At 27.0% G+C, this 11,965-nt stretch carries 14 protein-coding genes and 1 tRNA gene; 8 read left to right on the top strand and 7 right to left on the bottom strand.

The window, feature by feature from the left end; all coding sequences use genetic code 11:
* Window positions 1–25: 25 nt before the first annotated feature.
* The 6 genes from AMRN_RS00615 to mqnP form a co-directional block, all read right to left on the bottom strand.
* The gene (locus AMRN_RS00615) at window positions 26–1,849 is read right to left on the bottom strand and encodes a ParB N-terminal domain-containing protein (protein WP_099311374.1); all 1,824 of its coding nucleotides are present in this window, start codon (window positions 1,847–1,849) and stop codon (window positions 26–28) included.
* The gene (locus AMRN_RS00610; protein WP_099311375.1) at window positions 1,849–2,451 is read right to left on the bottom strand and encodes a hypothetical protein; all 603 of its coding nucleotides are present in this window, start codon (window positions 2,449–2,451) and stop codon (window positions 1,849–1,851) included. Before AMRN_RS00610 ends, AMRN_RS00615 begins: the two co-directional genes overlap by 1 nt.
* Before the next feature lie 10 nt (window positions 2,452–2,461).
* Window positions 2,462–2,635, bottom strand: coding sequence for a MerR family transcriptional regulator (locus tag AMRN_RS14135; RefSeq protein WP_165772846.1), 174 nt, complete (start codon window positions 2,633–2,635; stop codon window positions 2,462–2,464).
* A 402-nt stretch (window positions 2,636–3,037) separates the two neighbouring features.
* A tRNA-Arg gene (locus AMRN_RS00600) sits at window positions 3,038–3,114 on the bottom strand.
* Between the two features lie 41 nt (window positions 3,115–3,155).
* Window positions 3,156–3,965 carry a GGDEF domain-containing protein gene (locus tag AMRN_RS00595; protein WP_159445756.1) on the bottom strand — a complete coding sequence of 270 codons (810 nt, stop codon included), beginning with the start codon at window positions 3,963–3,965 and terminating at the stop codon, window positions 3,156–3,158.
* A gap of 9 nt (window positions 3,966–3,974) precedes the next feature.
* A complete protein-coding gene (mqnP, locus tag AMRN_RS00590) occupies window positions 3,975–4,829 on the bottom strand; it encodes a menaquinone biosynthesis prenyltransferase MqnP (RefSeq protein ID WP_099311377.1) in 855 nt (284 codons plus the stop codon).
* A 99-nt stretch (window positions 4,830–4,928) separates the two neighbouring features.
* On the opposite strand from mqnP, the gene AMRN_RS00585 reads away from it, so the two are divergent.
* From AMRN_RS00585 to AMRN_RS00550, 8 genes are all read left to right on the top strand, one after another.
* The gene (locus AMRN_RS00585; protein WP_099311378.1) at window positions 4,929–5,123 is read left to right on the top strand and encodes a hypothetical protein; all 195 of its coding nucleotides are present in this window, start codon (window positions 4,929–4,931) and stop codon (window positions 5,121–5,123) included.
* Window positions 5,124–6,002, top strand: coding sequence for a tRNA (adenosine(37)-N6)-dimethylallyltransferase MiaA (gene miaA, locus AMRN_RS00580; RefSeq protein ID WP_099311379.1), 879 nt, complete (start codon window positions 5,124–5,126; stop codon window positions 6,000–6,002).
* 82 nt (window positions 6,003–6,084) lie between these two features.
* Window positions 6,085–6,288 (top strand): 50S ribosomal protein L31, encoded by a 204-nt coding sequence (rpmE, locus tag AMRN_RS00575; RefSeq protein ID WP_079580303.1) that lies wholly within the window; start codon window positions 6,085–6,087, stop codon window positions 6,286–6,288.
* 9 nt (window positions 6,289–6,297) lie between these two features.
* Window positions 6,298–7,107: a 16S rRNA (cytidine(1402)-2'-O)-methyltransferase gene (gene rsmI / locus AMRN_RS00570; protein ID WP_099311380.1), complete on the top strand. Its 810-nt coding sequence runs from the start codon at window positions 6,298–6,300 to the stop codon at window positions 7,105–7,107.
* Window positions 7,108–7,192: 85 nt separating this feature from the next.
* On the top strand, window positions 7,193–7,882 hold the full coding sequence (rlmB, locus tag AMRN_RS00565; RefSeq protein WP_079580299.1) for a 23S rRNA (guanosine(2251)-2'-O)-methyltransferase RlmB: 690 nt from the start codon (window positions 7,193–7,195) through the stop codon (window positions 7,880–7,882).
* 9 nt (window positions 7,883–7,891) lie between these two features.
* Entirely contained in the window at window positions 7,892–8,713 is an 822-nt protein-coding gene (locus tag AMRN_RS00560; RefSeq protein WP_099311381.1) for a hypothetical protein, read from the top strand.
* Window positions 8,714–8,715: 2 nt separating this feature from the next.
* The gene (locus tag AMRN_RS00555; RefSeq protein ID WP_099311382.1) at window positions 8,716–9,927 is read left to right on the top strand and encodes an LL-diaminopimelate aminotransferase; all 1,212 of its coding nucleotides are present in this window, start codon (window positions 8,716–8,718) and stop codon (window positions 9,925–9,927) included.
* A 15-nt stretch (window positions 9,928–9,942) separates the two neighbouring features.
* Complete coding sequence (locus AMRN_RS00550) at window positions 9,943–11,205, top strand: homoserine dehydrogenase (RefSeq protein ID WP_099311383.1); 1,263 nt, start codon at window positions 9,943–9,945, stop codon at window positions 11,203–11,205.
* A gap of 82 nt (window positions 11,206–11,287) precedes the next feature.
* Here the strand turns inward: AMRN_RS00550 and AMRN_RS00545 are convergent, their stop codons facing one another.
* A complete protein-coding gene (locus AMRN_RS00545) occupies window positions 11,288–11,959 on the bottom strand; it encodes a cysteine hydrolase family protein (protein WP_099311384.1) in 672 nt (223 codons plus the stop codon).
* Window positions 11,960–11,965 lie beyond the last annotated feature (6 nt).

The raw sequence follows: 11,965 nt of genomic DNA, 5'->3' as shown, positions 1-11,965 counted from the left end.
TCTCCTAAATAGATTTTACTATTAATTACTCTACATTTTCTTCAATATAAATTTCTTTTAATTGATTTTTATAATTTTCTAGCTGTTTTTCGTAAAGTTCTTCATCTAAGTCTAATTTTTCCAATTCTCTTATTTTGTTTGCTTCAAATTTTGTATATATTGATTTAATGTTTACATCATATTCTTCAAATTTTATTTTACCGTTATTCAAAATATCTTTATGTTTATTCATAAATAGTTGAAGATAGTCATATATTAGATTTTGTTTATTTTTTCCAAAATTACCTATTCCTGTTTTTAAAATAGTGTATTTATTAACAAAAATATCTTTCCATGCATTTATAAAATCAATATCATTAATGATTTTATTATATTCTGTTAAAAAAATATTAAAGTCCATATCTTCTTGATCAGCGTAAATATCAATAACAATTTTAAAATACATTACTTGAAACATTTGTGTTTTTACAAGCTCATAGTGATTTTCATCTTCAAATTGTATTAAATCTTTCATAATTGTATTTTTAATATATGCATTTAATTCTTTAGTTAATAAGATATTATTTTCATTTCCACCAAATAAATATTTATATGCATTTGAAGCATCAATATTTTCATGATTCTCAATTTGATTAGTTAATTCATTTTTGATAGCTTTTATATGGGCATGTCTTTTATTAAATAATGGTAAAGAACAAATTAAAATAATTAATCCATTTAAATAATTATCAGAAAAATATTCAAGTATTTTATTTTTTTGATTATATGTAAATTTTTTATTTGTCATTTCATCATACGGTAATGTTTCATCTTCTAAATCTATTTTTATTTTTGATAATTGTAGATTGTCTTTTATGAGACAATCATCCTCAAGCGTTTTGATATCTCCTAGCCAGTTATCTAAAAAGTTTTTTATAAAAACAATACTTGTAATAGATAATTCTTCTGTAAGTTGATCTACTTTTTGCTCTTTATTCCATTCAATTTCATTAATTGAAATATTTAAATTAGTATTTTTTAATATTTCAGAACAAATCATTCTCGTAAAAATTGAATTAAAATCATTCTCATCTAAAAGAATATTCCGCATTTTACTTACTGTAATCGCATTCTTATTTACATCCACAAAAACTTGTCTAAAAATACTTGTTAATGGTTCATTATTGTCATCCGTACCTTGATGCATATCAGGAACATATAAAATTGTTACTGGAATTTCTAAATCATTAAATAACTCTTTTTCATCAGAATAAGCCAAAAACTTTTCTTTATCTCTTTCTGTTGTAAGTTTTCCAGTAATTGCTTGTAGTGCTACTAGCCGATGTTGTCCATCAATAGCTAATAATTGAGTGTTTCTATTAAAATTAAATATACTAAACCATCGTTGTTTTTTTTCATTCTCATCAACCAAGATTTCAACACTAAATAAGTCACCATATTTTTTGGAGTTAACTTTACTATTTCCTGAATTATCCTCGGGGTTATCAATAATTTGTTCATCAAGTGGTGGATATTGTTGTTTAATCATTGCTCCACTTCCATTATTTTCAATGTTCAGTACAACAACTAATAATGAAGGAAAAAAACTTAGTTTATCATCTCTTTTTAAATAAGGAATTAATTCTCTTTTAATTCTAGTTTCATCTAAGTCTCTTTGTAATAACAGATCAAAATCTTCAATATCATCAGGGTTAAAAATACTTCTTAAAGGTTTTATTAAATCTAGTTCCTTTGTGTTAAAGGTAGTTTGTATATACTCAATAGATATATCATTTTTTGTTTTAAAAACACCAGAATGACCTTTTTTATTTATATCCCATTCTTTTTCTTTTGCACAAAATAAGCTCATTATCTTTCTCCTAGTGTAGGTTTAGTTATTCTATTTATTATATGTTCTATCATATCTATTTCATTCTCTCTATTAGTTAGGCTATGATACTTAAAAATTAATTCAGAAGGAGTTAGACCTACTTCATAAAGTCTGTATCCAAATGTATTTTTGTTATTTTTCCCTGTTGATGCATCATCATAGTTTTTTATGTGTTGTTTATATCTTTCTCTTAATGTTTGCTTAACAGCTTTCCCTATATACAAAGGTGCAGAATAGTTTTGTAGTACATAAATACTTTCCTTAAGCATATCAAAATCTGTTGATGCCATTTTTGCATGATATGATTTACTTTTTAAATAGTCAATGTTATCGATAATACAAGAATATTCTGTATTTAGCTTTCCTTTTATATTTCCTTTTACTGTTGGTAGTTTTATTTTTTTAGAAACACTTTCTAATTCATTTAAAAAAGTATCAATAATAGTATTTCTTGGAGCAGCTATATTTAGAATATCTATTAACTTTCTATAGTCATAGTACCAAGCATAGATGCCTGGAGTATTAGAAACACTGCTAGTTCTAGGATAAAGTTTTCTATGAGATATTTCTTTTTGAATCATGATACTAAAATTAACTTTCTGTATTTCTTTTTATTTTTTTTAAATACTCTTCAGTATCTTTAATATGCTCTTCCGTAGCAAGTCCTAAATAAATAAGTTTTAAAAGCTCGGGTTTAGTTTCTTCCCAGTTTTTTAAAGTTTTTGGATCAACATTAATTCTGTGAGCTAACTCTTTTTTAGTCATTTTTATAAATTCCTATTTAAAAGTATTGACAAAAAGGAAATAATTTACTATAATCATAAAAACTAAAGGAATATTTACCTATTTGGAAATAAAATTTATTGATATTATGGAAAAGGATATTTATATTGAATACACAAATGGAGATTCAGAATATATCTCTTTTACCAAAACAAAAAAATTAATATATAAAAAATTACCTACAAAAATAATGTACAACTGTACCAATAACGAAAAAAGTATAATATTTTTAAATATTTTATTAAACAAATACACTAGTATTGATAATCTTTTAATATTAAAGTAATCAATTCATTATCTCAAAAAACACATTAAACTAAAATATAATTAACTAAAAAATTATTTAATATATTTCATATGATAAACTTTAATTACTTCTAGTAATGGTACGCCTGGTAGGATTCGAACCCACAACCACCCGGGCCGAAACCGGGAGCTCTATCCAGTTGAGCCACAGACGCGTTTATGATAGCTTGGAATTTTATCAAAAGAAAACTTAAAATTATCTAGATATTAAGGCTTTTTTATTTTTATACATTAGTTCATCTGCTTTTAGAACTATTTTTTCTAATTGTTCATCTTTTTTAAATGGTACTAATCCAAAAGAGAATGAAAATTGGATATTTTTAAATTTTGAGGTTTTTAGTTTTTGTCTTGCAAGTTTTTTTTGTGCATTTGTCATAAGTGTTTTAATATCAAACTGATTTATTGTATCTTGATTAAAAAGTACAATAAACTCATCTCCTGCATATCTTAAAACTTTTATCTCTTTATCTTTAAACTCTTTTTTCAAAAAATCCACAAGATACTTTAGTACTTGATCTCCTACTAAGTGTCCAAATGTATCATTTATATATTTGAACTTATTTAAATCAATAAATGCCAAAGCTCCATCTTCTGGGAAGCTTTTATTTATTAAGTAGTAATCCATAAACCATTTTCTATTAAAAGCTTTTGTTAAACTATCTGAAAAAAGTTCTTTTTGTAAAAGATTTATTTTACTTTTCATTTTTGCTAGTTCACCATAAATATTTTGAAGAGATTTATCATCTTTATTTAAAATTGCAGTTCTTGCATCATCTGTTGATTGATATAAGATACTTAAGTTATCATTTGTTTGTCTTACTATTTTGTCAATATTTACATTATCTTCATGTAAATCTTTAAATAATACATTTTCATCTTCTATATTTACTTCTAAACTATTTGCATGATTTTCAAATACTTGGGAGTATTTACTTGGTAAAATTATATCTTCATTTTTTAAATCATTAACAGTTAAAAATGTAACTTCTTTAAGTCTATTACTCATCATCTATCTTTATAAATTATCCAATACTATTAGTACAAAAAATACTATACCTAAGTAACCATTTACAGTAAAAAAAGCTTTATCAATTTTTCTAAAATCTTTATTTACTAAATAGTGTTCATAACTTAGCATTAAAGCACTTACTGCTACTGCTATAAAAGCAAAAGTTGAACTATTTGATACAATTACAAATAGTAACCAAAATATTACTGTAAAAAGGTGAAATACTCTTGAGATTATCATAGTATTTTTAGCACCAAATTTGCTTGGGATTGAGTGAAGTCCTAACTCTTTATCCACATCAATATCTTGCAATGAATACAATAAATCAAATCCAGCAACCCAAAACATCACCCCAATACTCAACAAAATAGCCCATAAAGGTATAGTTTCACTAACTGCAACAACTCCAGCTATTGGAGCAAGTCCTAAAGAAACACCTAAAATTAGATGTGCTAAGAATGAGAACCTTTTAAAGTATGAGTATGAACCTATTACAATAAGAATAGGCACAGACATATAAAAAGCTAAATCATTTACAAAATATGCTACAATTATAAATCCAATTGCATTTAGTGCTACAAATATTGCCATTTGTGTAGGCGAGATTCTTCCATCTACATTTGGTCTGTTTACTGTTCTTGGGTTAAGAGCATCAATATCTCTATCAAGATATCTATTAAATCCCATAGCAAAATTTCTTGCTGTAAGTGCAGCTAAGATACCTAAAATACAAAGGCTAAACCCAAACCAACCATTTGCAGCAACTACCATTGCAATAAAAATAAAAGGCAGCGAGAAAATTGAGTGTTTGAACATTACTAGTTCATTGAAATCATTTAATAGTTTTGTTATTTTTTCCATAAAATCGATTCTATCTAATATTACATATAAAGTAATTTATATGATGTTTTTTCAACTGTTTTTTATTGGTATTTAATTAAAATTTCACAAAGGAATCAAATGAAATATATAAAAATATTATTATTAATTTTAATTACAACAACTTTTACAGCTTGTATTTCAACAAATCAAACAAGTATTCACAACTCAAATAATAAACAAATCTCTGAATTATTAGATGAGATTCATCAAAAAGACTTGAAGATTACAAAACTTGAAAAAAAATTATCAGAGTATGAGAAAAGATACAACTAAATGAAACAAATAGCAATTATAGGTTCAACTGCATCAGGAAAAACATCTTTAGCACTTGATATTGCAAAAAAAACAGACTCAATAATTTTATCTCTTGATTCTTTGTCTGTTTACAAACAAATAGATATTGCATCTGCAAAACCAACTGTACAAGAAAGAGGTGATATTATTCATTTTGGTATAGATGAAGTTTATGCTAATGAAACTTTTGATGTTATTCAATTTATTGATTGTTATCAAAGAGCAAAAAAATTTGCACAAAACAATAAGAAAAACCTAATCATTGTAGGAGGTACAGGCTTTTATCTAAAAGCACTAGTTGAGGGAATTTCTACAGGAATTGATACAAAAAATAAACTAGATATCCCAAAAGAAGAAGCATACGATATCTTATACAATTTAGATAAAGAGTATATGGAAAAAATAGCTCCAAATGATACATATAGAATAGAAAAAGCTTATAGTATATACACACAAAGTGGTATGACTCCAACACAGTTTTTCAAAAAAAACAAAAAAATACCAATTATAGAAAATTTACAAATTTTTGAAATAGTTTGGCAAAGAGATGACTTAAGAAAAAGAATTGCTTTAAGAACAAAACAGATGTTAGAAGATGGACTTATTGATGAAGTTATATTTTTAGAAAAAACTTATACAAGAGAGCCAAACTGTATGAGTGCAATAGGAATTATTGAAACGTTAGAATATCTTGATGGAAAACTTACAAAAAAAGAGCTTGAAGAAAAGATTTTAACAAATACAGCAAAATTAGCAAAAAGACAAAATACTTTTAATAAATCACAATTCGTAGAAAATAAAAGTTCAAATATTATAGAAAACTTAAATTCAGAGATTCTTAAGTTTTTTTCGCTATAATCCCTCTCCTAAAAGAGTTTATTAAAGGGCAACACATAAATTTGACCTTTTAGTAGACATTAGAAACCTTAAGGAAGTTAAAGTGAAAAAGAACATTCACCCAGATTATAAAGCTTGTACAGTTAGTTGTGCTTGTGGAAATACATTTGAAACAAAATCAAATGTTGAAACATTAAGAATTGACATTTGTTCAGCTTGTCATCCATTCTTTACTGGAGAGCAAAAAATTGTTGATGCTGCTGGTAGAGTTGAGAAGTTTAAAGCTAAATATAATTTAAATAAATAAGACTTTGTCTTGTTAATATTAGTTCCCACACCCATAGGAAATTTGGAGGATATCTCTAAAAGAGCTCTAGATGCCCTTATGGAAGCGGAACTAATCTTTTGTGAAGACACAAGAGTTACAAAAAAACTACTAAATTTACTATCTGAAAAATTTAATCTAAACTTTGAAAATAAACAGTTTCAATCTTATCACTCTCATAATGAAAATAAAGTTTTAAAAACTTTAGATAAAGAAACTTTTACTAAAAATGTTGTTTATGTAAGTGATGCAGGAATGCCATGCGTTAGTGACCCAGGAGCTACGCTTGTTGATTTTTGTATAAAAAATGATATTAAATATGATGTTATTCCAGGTGCAAATGCAATACTTACAGCTTATGCAATGAGTGGTTTTACACATACAACTTTTTCATTTCATGGTTTTTTAGCACATAAAGGAAGTGATAGAGCTTCAAAACTAAAAACAATAATGCAAAGTGATAAACTTGGTATCCTTTATGAGTCACCACATAGACTTTTAAAACTTTTAGAAGAGCTTAAAAATATAGATGAAAATAGAACAATATTTTTAGTAAAAGAGATAAGTAAATTACATCAAAAAAGCTTTAAAGATAGTGCTAAAAATATCTTTGAAATTTTTAAAGATGTAAATATCAAAGGTGAATGGGTAGTAATTATTGAGCCAACTATTTTTGAGGGTCAAGCTTTAAATGTTGATGATATAAAAGATTTAGATTTAGCTCCAAAAGTAAAAGCAAAACTTCTTTCTAAACTTACAGGAAAGAAAACAAAAGATATTTATCAAGAACTAATGCAATAAATAAATTCACCTACTCACTTCTTTTAAATTGTTTATTCTTAACTTTAAAGAGGTTTATCAAGATTTTTTCGATAAAATCTTATCTATGATAATATATGGAAAACAAATAGTACTACACGTACTTGATAAACATCCTCACTTAATTGAAGAGGTTCTATTTTCAAAAGAGATAGATAAAAAAATATTCTCAAAATTTTTAAAACTTGGTAAAAAAGTCATAAGACTTGATAATAAAAAAGCACAAGCCCTTGCGCAAGGTGGAAATCATCAAGGCTTTTTTTTAAGACTAAAAGAGTTTGAGTACAGTGATATTTCTGAAATAAAAGAAAAAAATTTTATTTTAGTTTTAGATGGACTAACAGATGTTGGTAATATTGGAGCAATTGCAAGATCTGCATACTCACTAGGTGTTGATGCAATAGTAGCTTCAAATGTAAAAACTCTTAATAATTCAGGTCTTATAAGAACAAGTTCTGGAGCTATGCTTGATATTCCTTTTGCCTTATATCCTAATACACTTGATTTAGCAAATGAACTAAAACAGTGTGGTTTTGCACTTATTGGTGCAACGATGGATGGTACTGACTTGAAAAAATATGGAAAAATAGACGAATCTGATAAGGTTGCACTATTTTTAGGAAGTGAAGGAAAAGGTCTTTCAAAAAAAGTTGAAAAAAAACTTGACTTGAAAGTATCTATTGGTATGCAACATGATTTCAACTCTTTAAATGTATCTGTTGCAGCAGGAATATTAATATATAATTTGAAAAAATAGAAGTAGGCCATGATAAAAAAAATATTTTTCTTAACAATTTTAGCTTTAACACTACAAGCTTCAACTATACTTGATAATAAAATATCAAATTTAATTGGAAAGTTTGACTACATTAAGCATAAAAATCTTATCAATTATATATTCAAAGATAAACACAATTATATAATTGGGGAAAATATTGATTATATTAAGGTGATTAAAAAACTTCAAAGCAATGGTCTTTTAAACCTATCATTAGATAGACCAAAAGATGTTTATATTAAATTCAATACAAATCATGACCCTATAAAATCTTTAAAAATTTTAAAAGACACTCTTAAATCTTTAGGCTTTTACTATTATTTTACAAAAACATTAAAATATGACAAAGAAAATCTAAATTGGGAAATCAAGCTGAAAACAGAAGCCGCCATTGACCCTCTCATTTTAGCAAATGAACTCTATAAACAAAACTGTAGAGTTGCTGATATAAAAAGAGAGGGAGATAATAAATGGGAATACAGCATTGATACAACATTTTCATCATTAAATAACTCAATTCAAATAACAGTAGATGAAAAAAAATATTTAAGAAAACCGCTTAAGCCTTATTTACTAAAAATCAAAGGTGATGCAAGCAAAATTACAGTTGTATCAAAAATACTAAATAACTGGTTCCCTAAAGTTGTATTTTATGATAAGAGTTTAAATATTTTAAAACTTATCAAAGAAGATAAGGTGCATGGAAAGTTAGTTCTTGAAGTGCCACAAAACACAAAATATATAAAAATAGATGACTTATACACGCTTATAAATATCAAGCGTGGATTAAGTATTATAATTAAGGAGTAGTAGTGTTTCCTGAAATTGAATTTGAAAGAATGAAAAGACTTCCAAACTATGTGTTTGCAGAAGTTAATGAAATAAAAATGGATGCAAGAAGAAGAGGCGAAGATATTATAGATTTCTCTATGGGTAATCCAGATGGTCCAGCTCCTCAGCATATCGTTGATAAACTAAAAGAAACAGCAGATAAACCAAAAAATCATGGATATAGTGCAAGTGCTGGTATTTATAAATTAAGACTAGCTATTTGTAATTGGTACAAAAGAAAATATGGGGTTGATTATCTTGATCCTAATAAACATGCTTGTGCTACAATGGGTAGTAAAGAGGGATATGTTCATCTTATTCAAGCTATTGTAAATGTTGGAGATGTTGCAGTTGTTCCAGACCCAACTTATCCAATACATTCATATGCATTTATGCTTGCAGGTGGAGCTATTCATAACTTTGAACTACCATTTGATGAGCAAAATTATAGAGTTGATGAAGATCTGTTTTTTGAAAGATTAAATAAAACATTAAGAGAATCTATTCCAAAAGTAAAATATGTTTTAGTAAACTTTCCACACAATCCAACTTGTGCAACAGTAAGACCTGAGTTTTACCAAAGATTAGTTGATTTAGCTAAAAAAGAGAGATTTTATATTATCTCTGATATTGCATATGCTGATATTACTTTTGATGGATATAAAACACCATCAATTTTCCAAGCAAAAGGTGCTATTGATGTAGCAGTTGAGTCATTTACTCTTTCAAAGTCATACAATATGGCAGGCTGGAGAGTTGGTTTTATAGTTGGAAATGAAAAGCTTGTAGGAGCTTTAAAAAGAATTAAATCTTGGCTTGATTACGGTATGTTCACACCTATCCAAGTTGCAGCTACTGTTGCACTTGATGGACCACAAGATTGTGTAGCTGAACATATTAAAAAATATAACCATAGAAGAGATGTTATGATAGAAGCATTTAAAGATGCGGGGTGGGAAATGGAAACACCAAATGCTTCTATGTTTATATGGGCAAAAATCCCAGAAAAAGCCATGCATCTTGGAAGTATGGAATTTTCTAAACAGCTTCTAACAGAAGCTAAAGTTGCAGTAAGTCCAGGTATTGGCTTTGGGCATTATGGTGATAAGTATGTAAGAATTGCCTTAATAGAAAATGAAAAAAGAATTAGACAAGCAGCAAAAAATATAAAAAAATATTTAAAAACTTTATAATTATTAGGATAGAAAATGTTAAAAATAGCAATTATTGGTGTAGGAACAGTAGGTTCAAGTGTAGCAAATATTTTAAAAGATAATAAAGAGATTATTACTGCAAGAGCTGGAAGGGAACTAATACCAACAATTGGAGTTGTAAATAATTTATCTAAAAAAAGAGATGTATCTATTGAATTAACTGATGATATAGATAAGGTTTTAAACGATGACTCAATTGATATTGTAGTTGAACTTATGGGTGGAGTTGAGAAGCCTTATGAAGTTGTAAAGAAAGCTTTAAAAAAAGGAAAATCAGTTGTAACTGCAAATAAAGCGCTATTAGCTTATCATAGATATGAGCTTGAAGAGTTTGCAAAAGATATTCCTTTTGAATATGAAGCAGCAGTTGCAGGTGGTATTCCTATTATTAATGCATTAAGAGAAGGATTAACTGCAAATAATATTCTTTCAATTCAAGGTATTATGAATGGTACTTGTAATTATATGCTTACAAAGATGATTGATGAGGGTGTAAAATATGAGGATATTCTTAAAGAAGCACAAGATTTAGGTTATGCAGAAGCTGATCCAACTTTTGATGTAGGTGGTTTTGATGCAGCACATAAACTACTAATTCTTGGTTCTATTGCTTATGGAATTGATGCAAAACCAGAAGATATATTAATTGAAGGTATTGAAAATATCACAAGTTATGATATTGAATTTGCTAAAGAGTTTAATTACTCTATTAAACTTCTTGGTATTGCAAAAAGAGAAAATGACAATGTAGAACTTAGAGTTCATCCAGCATTTGTTCCAAAAGATCAAATGATTGCAAAAGTTGATGGAGTTATGAATGGTATTTCTGTAATTGGTGATAAAGTTGGTGAAACAATGTATTATGGGCCAGGTGCAGGTGGTGATGCAACTGCAAGTGCTGTTATTGCAAATATTGTTGATATAGCAAGACGAGGTAAAGGCTCTCCAATGCTTGGTTTTGAAAGAAATTATGGAAATAAACTTTCATTATTAAATAAAAACCAAACAAGAACAAAATATTATCTAAGATTAGAAGTTGCAGATAAAACAGGCGTTTTAGCAAAAGTAGCTTCAATCTTGGGAGATTGTGGTATTTCAATAGAAAAAATGCTACAAAAACCTTTAGGTAATCAAAAATCAAATCTTTTACTTTCAACACATAGTTCAGTTGAAAGAGATATTTTAAAAGCAATTGAAGAGTTAGAAAATACTAAAGTAGTAACTCAAAAACCAGCAATGATTAGAATAGAGGATTAATCTCCTCTTCTAATCTTTAAAAAATTGATATTTTTTTATTTTCATCTAACCTATCAATTCTAGAATCAAAATTTTATAATATTTATTTCGGCTTTAGAGATAAAAACTCTTGTGTTGTTATTTTAGCTGCAAAATGATGAACAATATATTCTAAAAAGTGTTCTTGTTCCTCTTTTGTAAAAGAACTTGTAGCATCAGAAATGATAGTTGTATTATAACCCTTGTCATGTGCTTCTCTCATAGTTGAATCTACACAAACATTAGTAGCATACCCAATTAAAAATATATTTTCTATTCCATTATTTCTTAATATTGCATCCAAATTTGAATTAGCAAAACCACTTGCACCTATTCTTCCTGAAACAATAAACTCTTTTTTTAAAGGTTTGAAATCCTCATGAAAATCTTTATTATTTCCTTGCCATGTTTTTACTTTTGGAATAATTGCACGTAATCCGTATTTGGCATTATTTCCAAACTCTTTATAATCGTCACTTATCATAAGAGGAACATGAATTATATTTAAGCCTAGTTTTCTAGCATAAGATAAAACTTTTTTAGAATTCTCAATTGAGTTTTTAAATTGAATTTTATCTTTCATCAATTTTGACAATTTAGTTCCCTCATTAAGCCACTCATTTTGATATTCTATCAATACCAATCCACTATTTTCTAATGATATATTATTCATTTTATCCTCTTTTTTAGCATGTAAGTTCAATATAATCAAACAAATCAAAAATATTCTTGTCATTTACTA

This window comes from Malaciobacter marinus (assembly GCF_003544855.1).
Classification (GTDB): Bacteria; Campylobacterota; Campylobacteria; order Campylobacterales; family Arcobacteraceae; genus Malaciobacter; species Malaciobacter marinus.
The sequence above is the reverse complement of the archived record's forward strand: the minus strand, read 5'-3'. Positions and strand labels throughout refer to the sequence as shown.

What these genes read in the sequence shown, in the direction of transcription:
- AMRN_RS00615 (WP_099311374.1), bottom strand. Translation starts at nt 1,849, where the DNA reads ATGAGCTTATTTTGTGCAAAAGAAAAAGAATGGGATATAAATAAAAAA.
- AMRN_RS00610 (WP_099311375.1), bottom strand. Translation starts at nt 2,451, where the DNA reads ATGATTCAAAAAGAAATATCTCATAGAAAACTTTATCCTAGAACTAGC.
- AMRN_RS14135 (WP_165772846.1), bottom strand. Translation starts at nt 2,635, where the DNA reads ATGACTAAAAAAGAGTTAGCTCACAGAATTAATGTTGATCCAAAAACT.
- AMRN_RS00595 (WP_159445756.1), bottom strand. Translation starts at nt 3,965, where the DNA reads ATGAGTAATAGACTTAAAGAAGTTACATTTTTAACTGTTAATGATTTA.
- mqnP (WP_099311377.1), bottom strand. Translation starts at nt 4,829, where the DNA reads ATGGAAAAAATAACAAAACTATTAAATGATTTCAATGAACTAGTAATG.
- AMRN_RS00585 (WP_099311378.1), top strand. Translation starts at nt 4,929, where the DNA reads ATGAAATATATAAAAATATTATTATTAATTTTAATTACAACAACTTTT.
- miaA (WP_099311379.1), top strand. Translation starts at nt 5,124, where the DNA reads ATGAAACAAATAGCAATTATAGGTTCAACTGCATCAGGAAAAACATCT.
- rlmB (WP_079580299.1), top strand. Translation starts at nt 7,193, where the DNA reads ATGATAATATATGGAAAACAAATAGTACTACACGTACTTGATAAACAT.
- AMRN_RS00560 (WP_099311381.1), top strand. Translation starts at nt 7,892, where the DNA reads ATGATAAAAAAAATATTTTTCTTAACAATTTTAGCTTTAACACTACAA.
- AMRN_RS00550 (WP_099311383.1), top strand. Translation starts at nt 9,943, where the DNA reads ATGTTAAAAATAGCAATTATTGGTGTAGGAACAGTAGGTTCAAGTGTA.
- AMRN_RS00545 (WP_099311384.1), bottom strand. Translation starts at nt 11,959, where the DNA reads ATGACAAGAATATTTTTGATTTGTTTGATTATATTGAACTTACATGCT.